Here is a 14,974-nt window from a genome sequence, read left to right as displayed (position 1 = left end):
CTTACTTCACAAGAGGCGTACACGACAAAATTGGCCATCGGGCGGATGACGGAGGGGGCAATCGTGCCGGGCAGGCTCAAGGCACCGACGGGACGCTACGGCGGCCGGTCCGCCGAGGAACGCAAGGCCGAGCGGCGTCGGCGCTTCCTGGACGCGGCGCTCCAGCTCTTCGGCGGCACACCGGGATTCCGCGCCACGACCGTGGCCGCGCTCAGCCAGGCGGCCGGCCTGTCGACCCGGCAGTTCTACGAGGAGTTCCACACGCTGGAGGATGTGCTCGCCGCACTGCACCTGGAGGTCAACGGGTGGGCCGAGGAAGCGGTGCGGGACGCGTTCACGGAGGCGAAGCCGCTGCCGCTGGTGGAGCGGGTGACAGTGCTCTTCCGTGCCTACGCCAGCGATGTCACCTCGGACCCGCGCCGTATCCGTGTCGCCTTCGTCGAGATCATCGGCGTCAGTCCACGGCTGGAGGAGCAGCGCCTCGCGCGGCGGGCGCGGTGGGTGGAGCTGATATGCGGGGAGGCGAACGCGGCGGTGGCGCGCGGTGATGCGGCACCGCGGGACTACCGGCTGGCGGCGACCGCCTTCATCGGCAGCGTGAACGGGTTGCTGCACGACTGGAGTGCCGGGCGGGTGGACGCGACGCTGGATGACGTCGTGGAGGAACTGGTGCGGTTGCTGGTGGGGATGTTGCGGCCGGAGGGGTGGACGTCGGGCGGTCCCCGTATGGGGTGAACGGCCCGAAGGACGCGGCCGGTTCACCCCTGTCACATCCGTTGACTTCGCCCTCTACCGGCTCTACGGTCGGCGCGACATGTTCGGATGACCGATCTCTATTCGGGATTACGAACATGATGGAGCCGTAGACCCTCGCGCACCCCCGTGGAGGAGCCGCATGTATCCCCCGCCCAGATCGACCGGCACCGGTCCTGTACGACACCTGTGGGCCACCGCCGTACGCGCCCTCGCCCTGGCCCTGACGGCTGCCGCCGCGCTCCTCTTCGCCACCCCCGGACCGGCCCAGGCGGCGACGACCCGGCAGATGTCGGTGCCCACCGCCCCGATGGGCTGGGCCTCCTGGAACAGCTTCGCCGCGAAGATCGACTACAGCGTTATCAAGCAGCAGGTCGACGCGTTCGTCGCGGACGGGCTCCCTGCCGCCGGCTACAAATACATCAACATCGACGAGGGCTGGTGGCAGGGCACCCGGGACAGTGCCGGCAACATCACCGTCGACGGGGCCGAGTGGCCCGGTGGCATGAGCGCCATCGCCGACTACATCCACAGCAAGGGCCTGAAGGCCGGCATCTACACCGACGCGGGCTCCAACGGCTGCGGCTACTACTACCCGACCGGCCGCCCCGCCGCCGCGAACACCGGCAGCGAGGGCCACTACGACCAGGACATGCTCCAGTTCTCCGAGTGGGGCTTCGACTTCGTGAAGGTCGACTGGTGCGGCGGCGACGCCGAGGGCCTGGACGCGGCGACCGCCTACAAGTCGATCAGCTCGGCGGTCACCAAGGCCACCGCCACCACCGGCCGCCCGCTGACGCTGTCCATCTGCAACTGGGGCTACCAGAACACCTGGAACTGGGCACCGGGCCTCGCCCCCATGTGGCGGACCAGCACGGACATCTACTACTACGGCGGCACGGCGTCGCAGTCGAGCGTGCTGTCCAACTTCGACCAGACCCTGCATCCGGCCGCCCAGCACACCGGCTACTACAACGACCCCGACATGCTGACGGTCGGCATGTCCGGCCTCACGGCGGCCCAGAACCGCACCCACATGGCGCTCTGGGCGATCTCCGGAGCCCCCCTGCTCGCCGGCAACGACCTCACCACGATGACCAGTGAGACGGCCGCCATCCTCAAGAACTCGGACGTCGTCGCCGTCGACCAGGACCCGCGCGGCCTCCAGGGCGTCAAGGTCGCCGAGGACACCACCGGGCTCCAGGTCTACGGCAAGGTCCTCTCCGGCACCGGCAACCGCGCGGTGGTGCTGCTCAACCGCACCTCCGCCGCCCAGAACATCACCGTCCGCTGGTCCGACCTCGGCCTGACCGGCGCCTCCGCGACCGTGCGTGATCTGTGGGCGCAGCAGAACCTCGGCTCGTACGCCACGAGTTACACCACGAGCGTCCCGGCGGGCGGCTCGGTGATGCTCAAGGTGAGCGGCGGCACGGAAGCGGCGAGCACCGGCTACAGCGCCACCGCCACCGGCAAGTACACCGGCGTCAGCGCCGCGAGCACCGGCCTGAACGTCGTCGACGTCGCCTACACCAACACCGGCTCCACCGCCGTGACCGGCACGCTCCAGGTGAACGCCCAGACCTCGACGACGGTGTCCTTCCCGCCGACCGGGTCCTCGCAGGGGACGATCTCGGTGCAGGTCGACCTGAGCAAGGGGTCGGGCAACTCGCTCACCTTCACGGGGAGTTCATTGCCGACACTCGGTTCCGTCGCGGTGAGTCCGGTGCCGGGCACCAACGGCACGCTGCTCGTCGGCAAGCAGTCCGGCCGGTGCGCCGACATCTACAACAACACCATCACCAACGGCACCCAGGCGGAGATCTGGGACTGCAACGGCGGCCAGAACCAGGCCTGGACGTACACCTCCCGCAAGGAGCTGGTGCTGTACGGGAACAAGTGCCTGGACGCGTACAACCTGGGTACCACCAACGGCACCAAGGTTGTGATCTGGGACTGCAACGGGCAGAACAACCAGAAGTGGAACGTCAACTCGGACGGGACGATCACCAACGTCAACGCCGGGTTGTGCCTGGACGCGTACAACGCGGCCAGCAGTAACGGGACTTCGCTGGAGCTGTGGGCCTGCAACGGGGGTACCAACCAGCAGTGGAGTCAGAGGTGAGCCGGTAGTTCCCTGGGCGCGGGTGGGCTGTGACTGGTCGCGCAGTTCCCCGCGCCCCTGAAGGGGCGCTCATATCGCCAGCGTCAGAAACGCCGTCGCGGTGAGGAACGCGCAGGCCAGTACGGAGCAGGCCAGAAGCCGTTGGCGCAAGGACCGGTATCTGGTCTCGTACTCCCGCCTCAACTCCTCGCCCCTCTCCGCCGTACGGCGCCACGACATTCGGGCGAGTTCCACATACTCGGACTCCAACTGTCGTTCCAGATCGGCCCGTTGGCTGTCTGTCAGCCAACCCAGCCGATCCGCCGCCCGAGCCCCGACGGCACGGCCCTCCGCCCGGGCGGCGGCCAGCAGCAGATGCCCCTCGATCTGGCTGACCAGCGCGCGCTCCTCCTCCCTCGCCGTCATCGGGCCGTCAACCGCCGTTCGCCCAGCGGCGCTTCGGAGTGATGCAGATCGAACGCCGGCGACTCGCTCCTGATCTGCGGCAGCGAGACGAAGTTGTGGCGCGGGGGTGGGCAGGAGGTCGCCCACTCCAGGGAGCGGCCGTAACCCCAGGGGTCGTCCACCTCGACCCGTTCCCCGTACCTGGCCGTCTTCCACACGTTGTAGAAGAACGGCAGCAGTGACGATCCCAGCAGGAACGAGAAGATCGTCGAGACCGTGTTGAGTGTGGTGAGGCCTTCCACCGCCAGGTAGTCCGGGATCCGGCGCTGCATGCCCTCGGCGCCCAGCCAGTGCTGGACCAGGAACGTGCCGTGGAAGCCGATGAACAGCGTCCAGAAGGTGATCTTGCCGAGCCGTTCGTCGAGCATCTTGCCGGTGAACTTGGGCCACCAGAAGTGGAACCCGGCGAACATCGCGAAGACGACCGTGCCGAAGACCACGTAGTGGAAGTGGGCCACCACGAAGTACGAGTCGGAGACGTGGAAGTCGATCGGGGGCGACGCGAGCATCACGCCGGTCAGACCGCCGAAGACGAACGTCACCAGGAAGCCCATGGTCCACAGCATGGGTGTCTCGAACGACAGCGAGCCCCGCCACATCGTGCCGATCCAGTTGAAGAACTTCACTCCGGTCGGGACGGCGATAAGGAAGGTCATGAAGGAGAAGAAGGGGAGGAGCACACCTCCCGTGACGTACATGTGGTGCGCCCACACGGTCACCGACAGGCCGGCGATCGCGATGGTCGCGGCCACCAGGCCCAGGTAGCCGAACATCGGTTTGCGGGCGAAGACGGGGATGACCTCGCTGATGATCCCGAAGAACGGCAGGGCGATGATGTAGACCTCGGGGTGGCCGAAGAACCAGAAGAGGTGCTGCCAGAGCAGTGCTCCGCCATTGGCCGCGTCGAAGACGTGTGCGCCGAACTTGCGGTCCGCCTCCAGCGCGAACAGGGCCGCCGCCAGGACCGGGAAGGCGAGCAGCACGAGCACCGCGGTGAGCAGGACGTTCCAGACGAAGATCGGCATCCGGAACATGGTCATGCCGGGCGCTCGCATACAGATGATCGTGGTGATGAAGTTGACCGCGCCCAGGATCGTGCCGAAGCCGGAGAAGGCCAGGCCCATGATCCACATGTCGGCGCCGGCGCCCGGGGTGCGCACCGCGTCCGAGAGCGGGGCGTAGGCGAACCAGCCGAAGTCGGCCGCGCCCTGCGGGGTGAGAAAGCCGCCGACCGCGATGGTCGAACCGAGCAGATAGAGCCAGTAGGCCAGCATGTTCAGGCGTGGGAACGCCACGTCCGGCGCGCCTATCTGGAGCGGCATGATCCAGTTCGCGAAGCCCGCGAACAGCGGGGTCGCGAACATCAGCAGCATGATCGTTCCGTGCATCGTGAACGCCTGGTTGAACTGCTCGTTCGACATGATCTGAAGGCCCGGCCGGGCCAGTTCGGCGCGCATGAACAGGGCCATCACGCCACCGACGCAGAAGAACGAGAACGCCGTGACCAGGTAGAGCGTTCCGATCGTCTTGTGGTCCGTGGTGGTGAGCCACTTGAGGTTCCTCATGCCCCGCCTGTGTCCGGGCTGTGCGCGCCGGTCACACTCGACGGGTGCGACGAGCGTCACGGAGAAGGGTGTGACGATCGGGAAGGTGCCGGACAAGAACCGAACATGAGCAACGACGAGATCTTCGCCGCTGCCTATCGCGAGCACTACTGGGCGGTCAGCCGTTATGTCGCGCGGCGACTGGACGGGCGGACCAGCGAGGTGGAGGAAGTGGTGGCAGAGGTGTTCACGGTGGCCTGGCGCCGCCGCGCCGACCTGCCGGCGACCCCGCTGCCCTGGCTGTACGGCGTGGCACGCAACTGCCTGGCCAACGCGGTACGCGGATACGGGCGCCGGCGCCGGCTGGTGGACCGGCTGGGCAACGACCACACCGCGCACGGGCGGCACCTGGTGGCCGGTCCGGACAGCGAGCGGCCCGGCTCCTGGGTGCACGAAGCGCTCGCCCGGCTGTCCCCGGCCGACCAGGAGGTGCTGCGGCTGACCGCGTGGGAGGAACTCGGCGTCGAGGAGGTCGCGGTCGTCCTGGGCTGCGGCAGCCGGGCGGCGGCGATGCGGCTGCACCGCGCCCGCCGCCGGCTCAGAGCCGAGATCGACCGACTGCGCCCCCCTGCCGCCGGGGCTCTTCCCGAGGAACACCGCCATGGCTGACGAACTCGAACTGCTACGCGCCGCCGACCCCGTGCCCCCCGCCGGCCCGCACTTCGGCGACGGCCCCCTCGACCACACCGCCGAACGCCATCTCTACCGGTTGCTGCACGGCCCCCGCCCGGGGCGCCGCGCCCGGCCGCGACCCCGGCTCATGTGGGGGCTCACCGCGGCCGCGGTCGTCATTGCCGTCGCCCTGACCGTACTGTTCGGCGGCTCCGGTACCGCACCCGCCGTCGCCGCCCCCCGGCCGCTGACCGTCCGGGCCCACTCCACCGCCGTACCGCTCGAAGAGGTCGCGAAACTGGCCGCCGTGGCGGCGCGGGACGGTTCCCCGGCGCTGCGCCAGGGCACCCATGTGCAGTCCTGGAGCCTGGGCATGAGCGACGACAGTCCGCCGGTCACCCTGCCCGAGGAGCGCGTGGTGCGCTGGCGGGCCGACGGCAGTCACACCGAGGTGGTCGTGGCGACCGACCCGAACCACGCGGGGCGTCCGGTCCTGACCGACCAGGGACTGGTCGAGGACGGACGCGTGCTCAGCCGGCGGACGTTCCCGCCGATGTGGGGCGATGCTCCACCCCTGTCGACACCCCCGCACAACGCCGTCAAACTCCGTGCCTATCTGACCGACCTGGACCACCGCGACACCCTCACCACGTCCGAACTTCTCGACTCCACCGAGGAGTTGCTGGACAACTGGACGCTGGGGGCACGGGAGTCGGCGGCGCTGGCCGCGCTTCTCGCCGACGCCGAGGGGTTGCGCCCGGTCGGCCAGGTCACCGACCGGCTGGGCCGTACCGGGCAGGCGTACGTCCACGACGACGGCACCGGTGGCCGGCGGATGCTGATCCTGGACCCGGCCACCGGTGCCGTACTCGGCCTGGAGACCACGTTCACCCGGGACGATCCCGAGTACGGTGTGAAGGCCGGTGACGTCATGGATTACAGCGCGTGGCTGCGCTGATCACACCCCGAGCTGCCGGGCCGCCGCGGTCACCGTCTGCTCCAGCAGCACCGCGATGGTCATCGGACCGACACCGCCCGGCACCGGCGTGATCAGCGAGGCCCGCTCCACGGCCGAGTCGAAGTCGACGTCACCGACGTTCCCCTCGTTGTAGCCCGCGTCGAGCACGACCGCGCCGGGCTTGATGTCCTGCCCCCGGATCAGCCGGGGCCGGCCGACCGCGGCGACCACGATGTCGGCCTCGCGGACGGCCGCAGAGAGGTCGGCGGTGCGGGAGTGGCAGTAGGTGACCGTGGCGTCCCGGGCGAGCAGCAGCATGCCGGCCGGCTTGCCCAGGATCGCGCTGCGGCCGACGATCACCGCCCGCTTCCCGGCCGGGTCGACGTCGTACGCGTCGAGGAGCCGGAGGATGCCGCCGGGCGTGCAGGAGACGAAGCCCGGCAGGCCGAAGCTCATCGTCGCGAACGACGCGAAGGTCACGCCGTCCACGTCCTTCTCCGGGGCGATCGCCTCGAACGCGGCCCGCTCGTCGACGTGTTCGCCGACCGGGTGCTGGAGCAGGATGCCGTGCACCGCGGGGTCGGCCGACAACTCCCGCAGTGTGCCCACGAGTTCCTCGGTGGTCGTGGTGGCGGGCAGGGCCACGTGCCGGGAGGCGATGCCGGCCTTGCGGCTCCGGTTCTGCTTCATCCGGACGTAGGTGACGGAGGCCGGGTCCTCGCCGACCAGCACGGTCGCCAGGCACGGCGTGGTGCCGGTGCGTGCGGTGAGGTCGGCGGCCCGCTGTGCGGTCTGCTCGACGATCCGGCGGGCGACGGCGGTTCCGTCCATGAGACGGGCATGCGTCATGCGGCACACTCCTGAGCTGGCTCGACCTTGATCGCCCAGGCGCACGGCATCGACAGTGCGGACCGCTCCCCGGTGGTGCTCCACCTCAGCGCCAGTCACGGCCCACGCCCAGCGTAACCGAGGCGCTCGGCGTCAATCCCCCCCCGTGCCGAGAAGGTCCAGGTCAGCCGGGGCCGACCTGGACCCTCGCCGTCCCTTCCGACTACTCGTCCCATGCCTGGATCATGATCTGCTCGGCGATCTTGCCGTCGCGCAGCGTGATCATCGACTCGGCGAGCACCCGAACGCCGTCCGCGTACTCGCAGGACTCGCTGTAGGCGGCCCGGTCGCCCTGCACGATGCACTGGTCCAGCTTGTGCGTCATGTCGCGGGTGTAGACGTCGTCCAGCATCGCGGCTATGTCCTTGCGGCCGTGCAGGACCTTGGGGTGGCTGGGCTGGGTGTTGCGGTCGACGATACGGATCTCCGCGTCGTCCGCGTAGAGCGACAGCAGGTTGTTCCCGGTATTGCCCTCTATGGCCCGGCGCAGCGTCTCGGTGTCGAACGTGGAGCCTGTGGCGGTGCCCATGGTGACCTCCTGTCCGAGCCCGCGACCCGATGCGGGGCGGGCCGCGAGAGCCCCACCTTCGAGCGTCCTCCGCCCCGCGGGGCTCGGCAAGTGCAGGCCGGGCGCTCCGCCTGACGGGTGAGGGGGAGCGGCTGCCCGTGTCCGGGCCCGCGCCCGGGCCGTTGCTGAGGACATGATCTCAACACGACGTATCGTCGCCGCCGTCGGCCTCGCCGTCGGGGTCACCGGCCTCGCCGCCCCGCTGGCGAGCGCGGCCGACGCGAGCGCGCAGGACCCCGGGAAGCTCACCGCGCTCGGCGTGCTCGACTCGCTCTCCCGCAGTGACATTCCGGCGGAGTACCAGGACGAGATCCCCAAGGTCTCGGAGCAGCTGCAGGGACTCCACAAGCTGAGTGAACTGCACCAGATCACCGACCTGGCCGCACCCGCCATGGGACTGGTGCCGGGCATCGCGCACTGACCCCCGGCCACACCCCGAGGGCCGTCCCGGAAGGGGGGCGGCCCTTCGTCGTACTCGGTACGTAGGGCCTACCGCGGGCTCAGTGCTCGGAGGCCAGGAACTGTGTCGCCGCCAGTTCCGCGTACAGCGGGTCCGCCGCCACCAGCTCCCGGTGCGTGCCCACCGCGCGGACCCGGCCCGCGTCCATCACCACGATCCGGTCGGCCATCGTCACCGTGGACAGCCGGTGTGCGACGACCAGCACCGTCGTCGACCGTGCCACGTCGGCGACCGTGTCCCTGAGAGCCGCCTCGTTGACCGCGTCAAGCTGGGAGGTCGCCTCGTCCAGGAGCAGCAGCCGCGGCCGGCGCAGCAACGCCCGTGCGATCGCGACCCGCTGCCGCTCCCCGCCGGACAGCTTGGTCCCGCGGTGCCCGACCAGCGTCTCCAGGCCCTGCGGCAGCCGCGCGATGAGACCGTCGAGCCGGGTCGTCTTCAGCACTCGCGTCACCGCGTCCTCGTCCGCCTCGGGATTGCCGAGGAGCAGATTGTCCCTCAGCGACCCCGACAGCACGGGCGCGTCCTGCTCGACGTACCCGATGGCCGAACGCAGCGGGGGCAGTTCCCAGTCGGTGAGAGGTCGGCCGTCGAGGGTGACGGTGCCGGACTCCGGGTCGTAGAACCGCTCGATCAACGAGAAGACGGTGGTCTTGCCGGCGCCGGACGGGCCGACGAACGCCGTCATGCCCCGCGCGGGTATCGCGAAGCTGACCCCGTGGTGGACGTACGGCAGGTCGTCGGCGTAGCGGAAACGTACGTCGGTGAAGGTGACGGAGGCCGGTTCGGCGCCGGCGGACGGCAACTCGGCCGGCTCGGACGGGGGTTCGGCCGGCAGCCGCAGCGCCTCCTGGATCCGGGCGAGCGCGCCGGCGCCGGTCTGGTACTGGGTGACCGCGCCGACGACCTGCTGGATCGGTGACATCAGATAGAAGACGTAGAGCAGGAACGCCACCAGCGTGCCGATGCCGATCGCGCCGGTCGCCACCCGCGCCCCGCCCACCGCCAGGACCGTGATGAACGCCAGCTGCATCGCCAGCCCCGCCGTGTTGCCCGCCGCGGCCGACCACTTGGCGGCCCGCACGCTCTGCCGCCAGGACTCCTCGGCGGCCTCGTGCAGCGCACGTTCCTCGCGGGCTTCGGCCCCCGACGCCTTCACGGTACGCAGCGCGCCCAGCACCCGCTCCAGCGAGGCCCCCATCACCCCGACCGCGTCCTGGGCCCGCCGGCTCGCCCGGTTGATGCGCGGCACGATCGTGCCCAGCACCATGCCGGCCCCGGCGATCACCGCGAGCGTGACACCCAGCAGCACGGGGTCGACCACGCCCATCATCACCACGGTGGCGACCAGGGTGAGCCCGCCGGTGCCGAGCGCGACCAGGGAGTCCGTGGTGACCTCGCGCAACAGGGTGGTGTCCGAGGTGATCCGCGCCATCAGGTCACCGGGTTCGGTGCGGTCCACGGCGGTGATCCGCAGCCGCAGAAGGTACGACGACAGGGTGCGCCGTGCCCCGAGCACCACCGACTCGGCGGTTCGCCGCAGCACATACGAACCCAGGGCGCCCACCACGGTGTTGGTGACCACCAGACCGGCCATCGCGAGCAGCTTCCCGGTGATGGAACGGTCGTGGGACAGGTCGTCGATCAACCCCCGCGCCACCAGCGGCAGCAGCAGCCCGGTCGCCCCCGTCACCAGCGAGAGCACCGCACCCGCCACCAGGGCCCAGCGGTGCGGCCGTACATAGGAGAGGAGCAGCCGGAACGCGGACGGACCGGTCCGGTCCCTCGCCCGTCTCGGTGAAACTGCTTCTGCGGTGGTCACGGTGCTCCTCGTCCGGGCGGTGGGCGGCGCACCAAGGCTACGACGGGCCGCCCCGGCCCCGGGGCCACGGCTCCGTCGGCCACCGGCACCCGTTCGTACCCCGGAAAGATCCGGAAGGCTCGACGTGCTCCGTGCCGTTACCGATCGGTCGCGCGTAGGGTCGGAAGACAGGCACGTCAGCAGAGCGACGAAGGGGTCAGGTCCATGGCGCAGGAAGTACGCGGCGTGATCGCACCGGGCAAGGACGAGCCCGTGCGGGTCGAGACGATCGTGGTGCCGGACCCCGGGCCCGGCGAAGCCGTCGTACAGGTGCAGGCCTGCGGGGTCTGTCACACCGACCTGCACTACAGACAGGGCGGCATCAACGACGAGTTCCCGTTCCTGCTCGGCCACGAGGCCGCCGGTGTGGTGGAGTCGGTCGGCGAGGGGGTCACGGACGTGGCGCCCGGGGACTTCGTGATCCTCAACTGGCGTGCGGTGTGCGGGAACTGCCGGGCCTGTCTGCGCGGCCGTCCCTGGTACTGCTTCAACACACACAACGCCCAGCAGAAGATGACTCTCACCTCGACCGGACAGGAGCTGTCCCCGGCGCTCGGTATCGGGGCCTTCGCCGACAAGACGCTGGTCGCCGCCGGACAGTGCACCAAGGTCGATCCGGCCGTCTCCCCCGCGGTCGCCGGACTGCTCGGCTGCGGGGTGATGGCCGGCATCGGCGCCGCGATCAACACGGGCAGTGTCGGCCGGGGCGACTCGGTCGCCGTGATCGGCTGCGGCGGGGTCGGTGACGCGGCGGTCGCCGGGTCCCGTCTCGCGGGCGCCGCGAAGATCATCGCCGTCGACATCGACGACCGGAAGCTGGAGAAGGCGCGCACCCTGGGCGCCACCCATACGATCAACTCGCGCGAGGGCGACCCGGTGGCGGCGATCCGCGAGCTGACCGGCGGCTTCGGTGCCGACGTCGTGATCGATGCGGTCGGCCGCCCGGAGACATACCGGCAGGCCTTCTACGCCCGCGACCTCGCGGGCACGGTCGTTCTCGTCGGCGTGCCGACCCCCGAGATGAAACTCGAACTGCCGCTCCTCGACGTCTTCGGCCGCGGTGGCGCGCTCAAGTCCAGCTGGTACGGCGACTGCCTGCCCTCCCGGGACTTCCCCATGCTGATCGACCTGCATCTGCAGGGCCGGCTGCCCCTGGACGCCTTCGTCACCGAGACCATCCGACTCGACGAGGTGGAGAAAGCGTTCGACCGGATGCACCAGGGTGACGTGCTGCGTTCGGTGGTGGTGCTGTGATGACCACGCGCATCGAACGCATCGTCACCTCCGGGCAGTTCACCCTCGACGGCGGCACCTGGGACGTCGACAACAACGTGTGGATCATCGGGGACGAACGCGAGGTGATCGTCATCGACGCCGCCCACGACGCTCGGGCCATCGCCGAGGCGGTCGAGGACCGCGTGCTGAAGGCGATCGTGTGCACCCACGCCCACAACGATCACATCGACGCCGCGCCCGCCCTCGCGGACCTCACCGGTGCCAAGATCTGGCTGCACCCCGACGACCTGCCGCTGTGGAAGCTCACCCACCCCGACCGCGATCCCGACAACCATCTGGCGGACGGGCTGGTCATCGAGGCGGCCGGCGCCGACCTGACCGTGCTGCACACGCCCGGCCATGCGCCCGGCGCCGTCTGCCTCCACGCGCCCGGCCTGGCCACGGTGTTCACCGGAGACACCCTCTTCCAGGGTGGCCCCGGCGCGACCGGACGGTCGTACTCCCACTTCCCGACCATCGTCGACTCCATCCGGGACAAGCTCCTCACCCTCCCACCGGAGACGAAGGTCCTGACTGGACACGGCGACTCGACCACCATCGGCGCGGAGGCTCCCCATCTGGAGGAATGGATCGCCCGAGGGCACTGACCCGGCCGGCCGGAAAACCGGGGCGCGCCACCGCGGCGCGCCCCTACCATCACGCCCATGACCTCCACCGCCACGCTCGTGACCCTGCACACCACCCGCGTCCTGCGCTGTGCCCCCGAGGGGCCGGCGCTCGACGGTGAGAGCGCCGCGCTCGACCTCGTCGGCGACGCGATGGGCCAGGACGCGGAGCTGGTCGCCGTCCCGGCCGAACGGGTCGGGGACGAGTTCTTCCGGCTCCGCTCGGGGGTCGCCGGCGCGGTGGCGCAGAAGTTCGCGAACTACCGGTTGCGGCTGGCCGTCGTCGGCGACCTCTCCCGGCACCTCGCCGGGAGTTCCGCGTTGCGCGACTTCGTGTACGAGGCGAACCGCGGCCGTCAGCTCTGGTTCGTGACCGACGACCGCGAACTGGAGGACCGGCTGCGTCCCACCGGGTGACGTGCGGCATCCGCCAGGAAAAGGCGACAGGTGATGTCAGGCTTCCGCGCGATCCTCGACGGAGACAGCGCGAGATCACGCATCGGAGGCCTGAGATGCCCGGACCGCTCGACGGAAGGGTCGCGCTCGTCGCGGGGGCGACGCGCGGCGCCGGACGCGGCCGACCCGGACGTGGCCCGCGGAACGGGCGGTCCCTCTCCAGCGGCGGCCTCGCCCAGGGGTACGGGTTCACGGACCTGGACGGCAGCCGGCCGGACGCCTGGCGGTACCTCGTGGAGGTGCAGGACGCGGGCAAGCCCGCGGACGTCACCGGCTACCGCTGACCCGGCACGTCCTCATCCGTCGGAGACCGGCCGGGTCGGCCAGAGCGCCGGATGCCCCGGGGGCAGCGCCAGGTCCTCGCGGACGGCGGTGTAGTACCGCTCGCGGCAGGCCCGCTGTCGCTCCAGCAGGTCCTGCCAGGCGTCCGGGGCGACCGTCCCGGCGCGCATGAACCGTTCCATGTCCATCACCGTGGTCACCCACTCCCGTGCCCGCTCCACCACGTCCCGGCTGCCCAGCATGATCAGCGCCTCCCCGGCCGGATCGCGGCCGTCGGTGGCCGCGGCCAGCAGTGGCTCGGCCTCGGCCGGGGAGAGCGGATGGGGATGCGGGTCGTTGCCGAGGTGGGCGGCGACCCGGTAGGTGAGGTTCACCGATTTCTTCAGCGCTCGCGCGTAGTCGCTGTAGACCGCCAGCCGCCGCTCCTCCCAGCGCGCCGCCCGCTCCTGCCGGAACCGGACCTGATCACCTCGCACGACGGCGAGATACGAACCGAGCGCGCCGATCACGACGCCTATGAGGGCCGGGAGTTGCTGCAAGAACGCGGACATGCCCGCACGCTATCTGTCCTGTTGATCCTTCCGCCCGTACGGTCGTTGCCATGACCGGACTCAATCGCTTTGCGGGACACGGGGTTCTCGTCACGGGCGCGGCCCGCGGCATCGGCGCGGCCGTCGCCCGGCGGCTGGCCGAGGAGGGCGCACGGGTACTGGCGACCGACCGGGACCTGCCCGAGGTGGAGCGGACGGCTGCCGCGCTGCGCGAACAGGGGCTGGCGGTCGAGGCGTTCGACTGCGACGTTTCCGACCGGGGCTCCGTGGAGGCCGCCGTCGACCGTGCCGTCGGTGCCTTCGGCGGACTGGACGTGCTGGTGAACTGCGCCGCGCACTGCACCCCGGACGTCCCCCTCTTCGAGGACCAGCCGGACGACGGATGGGACCTCGACCTCGACGTCACCCTCACCGGCGTCCACCGCTGCTGCCGCGCCGCCCTTCCGCACCTGGCCGCCTCCGGCCGGGGCGCCGTCGTCAGCGTCGGCTCCGTCAACGCCGCAGCCGACTTCGGCAACCACGCCTACAGCGCCGCCAAGGCCGGCCTCGGCTCGCTGACCCGCACCCTCGCCGGGCACGCGGCCGCGCGCGGGGTCCGGGTCAACCTGGTGGAGCCGGGCACGGTCCGCACCTCGGCGTGGGCCGGACGTGAGGACGAACTGGACGCCCTGCTGCCCCTCTACCCCCTCTGCCGGGTCGGCGAGCCGGAAGACGTCGCCGCGGCCGTCGCCTTCCTCGCCTCCCGCGACGCCGCCTGGATCACCGGCACCACCCTCCGCGTCGACGGCGGTCTCACCGCCGTCCACAGCGGCTTCCACGCGGCGCTGCGGCCGCACCGCGAGGCCCGGCAGACGTCACAGGGCGGCTGACGCCGCCGTGACCGCCGCCAGCACCCGCCGGGTGTCGTCCTCGGTGGTCCGCCAGTTGCTGAACGCCGCCCGCAGCGCCGGCACCCCGCCGTACACCGTCGGGGTGAGGAACGTCTCCCCGGACGCGGCGAGGGCCCGGGCCAGGGCATTCACCTGCGCCTGGGTGGGGTTCTCGGCGAGGGTGAAGCAGACCACGTTGGGCCGGACCGGGGCCAGCAGCCGCAGGCCCGGGAGAGCATCGATGCCCGAGCCGAGGCACCGGGCCAGGGCGACGTTGCGCTCGACGATCGCCGGCCGCCCCTCCAGCGCGGCCAGGGCCACGTCGAGCGCGGTCACGTCCACAGCTTCCCGGTTACCGGGCAGCAGCGGCACCGGCCGCAGCCGGTCCCGCCCGGTGCCGAGTACCGACAGGGCCTTGCCGACGCTGGAGTGCGGGCTGCCGGAGACCACGTCGACCGGGCCGAGCGCGGCCGCTCCCGCCCGGGAGACGTCCACCCCGAGCCGCTCCGCGAGCCAATCCCGGGCGATCGCCGGACCGACCGTGTTGGACATCGTCGCCCCCGTCACGAACGCCCCGCTGTGCGCCTCTCCGAGCCCGGCGAGATCGTCGGCAAGGGTGCGGTGCATGGACGGCAGCCCGACCCCTTG

15 protein-coding genes, 2 pseudogenes and 1 riboswitch are annotated in these 14,974 nt (G+C 70.8%); of the genes and pseudogenes, 10 read left to right on the top strand and 7 right to left on the bottom strand.

All coding sequences use genetic code 11. From position 1 onward, the window contains the following. The first annotated feature begins 63 nt into the window (after positions 1-63). On the top strand, positions 64-735 hold the full coding sequence (locus tag ACZ7OO_RS05420) for a TetR/AcrR family transcriptional regulator (protein WP_471502336.1): 672 nt from the start codon (positions 64-66) through the stop codon (positions 733-735). A gap of 160 nt (positions 736-895) precedes the next feature. Continuing rightward, entirely contained in the window at positions 896-2,875 is a 1,980-nt protein-coding gene (locus tag ACZ7OO_RS05415) for a ricin-type beta-trefoil lectin domain protein (protein ID WP_471501729.1), read from the top strand. A gap of 69 nt (positions 2,876-2,944) precedes the next feature. Here the strand turns inward: ACZ7OO_RS05415 and ACZ7OO_RS05410 are convergent, their stop codons facing one another. Beyond that, positions 2,945-3,280 carry a hypothetical protein gene (locus ACZ7OO_RS05410; RefSeq protein ID WP_471501727.1) on the bottom strand — a complete coding sequence of 112 codons (336 nt, stop codon included), beginning with the start codon at positions 3,278-3,280 and terminating at the stop codon, positions 2,945-2,947. Continuing rightward, positions 3,277-4,884, bottom strand: a complete 1,608-nt coding sequence (gene ctaD, locus ACZ7OO_RS05405) for an aa3-type cytochrome oxidase subunit I (RefSeq protein WP_471501725.1) — start codon at positions 4,882-4,884, stop codon at positions 3,277-3,279. Before ctaD ends, ACZ7OO_RS05410 begins: the two co-directional genes overlap by 4 nt. 105 nt (positions 4,885-4,989) lie before the next feature. Between ctaD and ACZ7OO_RS05400 the strand changes: the two genes are divergently transcribed. Both ACZ7OO_RS05400 and ACZ7OO_RS05395 read left to right on the top strand, forming a co-directional pair. After that, on the top strand, positions 4,990-5,532 hold the full coding sequence (locus tag ACZ7OO_RS05400) for an RNA polymerase sigma factor (RefSeq protein ID WP_471501723.1): 543 nt from the start codon (positions 4,990-4,992) through the stop codon (positions 5,530-5,532). Further along, a complete protein-coding gene (locus tag ACZ7OO_RS05395; RefSeq protein WP_471501721.1) occupies positions 5,525-6,493 on the top strand; it encodes a CU044_5270 family protein in 969 nt (322 codons plus the stop codon). Before ACZ7OO_RS05400 ends, ACZ7OO_RS05395 begins: the two co-directional genes overlap by 8 nt. Here the strand turns inward: ACZ7OO_RS05395 and ACZ7OO_RS05390 are convergent, their stop codons facing one another. Both ACZ7OO_RS05390 and ACZ7OO_RS05385 read right to left on the bottom strand, forming a co-directional pair. Further along, positions 6,494-7,342: a bifunctional 5,10-methylenetetrahydrofolate dehydrogenase/5,10-methenyltetrahydrofolate cyclohydrolase gene (locus ACZ7OO_RS05390; RefSeq protein ID WP_471501719.1), complete on the bottom strand. Its 849-nt coding sequence runs from the start codon at positions 7,340-7,342 to the stop codon at positions 6,494-6,496. A gap of 26 nt (positions 7,343-7,368) precedes the next feature. Then, a riboswitch (ZMP/ZTP riboswitch) is annotated at positions 7,369-7,451 on the bottom strand. A gap of 93 nt (positions 7,452-7,544) precedes the next feature. Then, positions 7,545-7,910, bottom strand: a complete 366-nt coding sequence (locus ACZ7OO_RS05385) for a nuclear transport factor 2 family protein (RefSeq protein WP_471501717.1) — start codon at positions 7,908-7,910, stop codon at positions 7,545-7,547. Positions 7,911-8,082: 172 nt separating this feature from the next. On the opposite strand from ACZ7OO_RS05385, the gene ACZ7OO_RS05380 reads away from it, so the two are divergent. Continuing rightward, positions 8,083-8,370: a hypothetical protein gene (locus ACZ7OO_RS05380; RefSeq protein WP_471501715.1), complete on the top strand. Its 288-nt coding sequence runs from the start codon at positions 8,083-8,085 to the stop codon at positions 8,368-8,370. A gap of 79 nt (positions 8,371-8,449) precedes the next feature. On the opposite strand, the gene ACZ7OO_RS05375 is transcribed toward ACZ7OO_RS05380, so the two are convergent. After that, the gene (locus ACZ7OO_RS05375) at positions 8,450-10,228 is read right to left on the bottom strand and encodes an ABC transporter ATP-binding protein (RefSeq protein WP_471501713.1); all 1,779 of its coding nucleotides are present in this window, start codon (positions 10,226-10,228) and stop codon (positions 8,450-8,452) included. Positions 10,229-10,432: 204 nt separating this feature from the next. Here ACZ7OO_RS05375 and ACZ7OO_RS05370 point away from each other — a divergent pair, with 204 nt between their 5' ends. The 4 genes and pseudogenes from ACZ7OO_RS05370 to ACZ7OO_RS05355 all read left to right on the top strand — a co-directional run. Beyond that, the gene (locus ACZ7OO_RS05370; RefSeq protein ID WP_471501711.1) at positions 10,433-11,521 is read left to right on the top strand and encodes an S-(hydroxymethyl)mycothiol dehydrogenase; all 1,089 of its coding nucleotides are present in this window, start codon (positions 10,433-10,435) and stop codon (positions 11,519-11,521) included. Continuing rightward, positions 11,521-12,150, top strand: a complete 630-nt coding sequence (locus ACZ7OO_RS05365; protein ID WP_471501709.1) for an MBL fold metallo-hydrolase — start codon at positions 11,521-11,523, stop codon at positions 12,148-12,150. Before ACZ7OO_RS05370 ends, ACZ7OO_RS05365 begins: the two co-directional genes overlap by 1 nt. A gap of 57 nt (positions 12,151-12,207) precedes the next feature. Beyond that, positions 12,208-12,585 (top strand): DUF4180 domain-containing protein, encoded by a 378-nt coding sequence (locus ACZ7OO_RS05360; RefSeq protein ID WP_471501707.1) that lies wholly within the window; start codon positions 12,208-12,210, stop codon positions 12,583-12,585. A gap of 135 nt (positions 12,586-12,720) precedes the next feature. Then, positions 12,721-12,908: pseudogene (locus tag ACZ7OO_RS05355) on the top strand (short-chain dehydrogenase); the annotation flags it as partial. Between the two features lie 12 nt (positions 12,909-12,920). Here the strand turns inward: ACZ7OO_RS05355 and ACZ7OO_RS05350 are convergent. Next, the gene (locus tag ACZ7OO_RS05350; protein WP_471501705.1) at positions 12,921-13,457 is read right to left on the bottom strand and encodes a hypothetical protein; all 537 of its coding nucleotides are present in this window, start codon (positions 13,455-13,457) and stop codon (positions 12,921-12,923) included. Between the two features lie 50 nt (positions 13,458-13,507). Between ACZ7OO_RS05350 and ACZ7OO_RS05345 the strand changes: the two genes are divergently transcribed. Beyond that, entirely contained in the window at positions 13,508-14,326 is an 819-nt protein-coding gene (locus ACZ7OO_RS05345; RefSeq protein WP_471501703.1) for an SDR family NAD(P)-dependent oxidoreductase, read from the top strand. Here ACZ7OO_RS05345 and ACZ7OO_RS05340 read toward each other — a convergent pair. Then, positions 14,312-14,932: pseudogene (locus ACZ7OO_RS05340) on the bottom strand (aspartate aminotransferase family protein); the annotation flags it as partial. The gene ACZ7OO_RS05345 and the pseudogene ACZ7OO_RS05340 overlap by 15 nt on opposite strands. Between the last annotated feature and the right edge of the window lie 42 nt (positions 14,933-14,974).

Source organism: Streptomyces sp. NPDC111744, from assembly GCF_055634995.1.
Note: the sequence above shows the minus strand (reverse complement) of the source record. Positions and strands in the feature narration are given on the sequence as shown.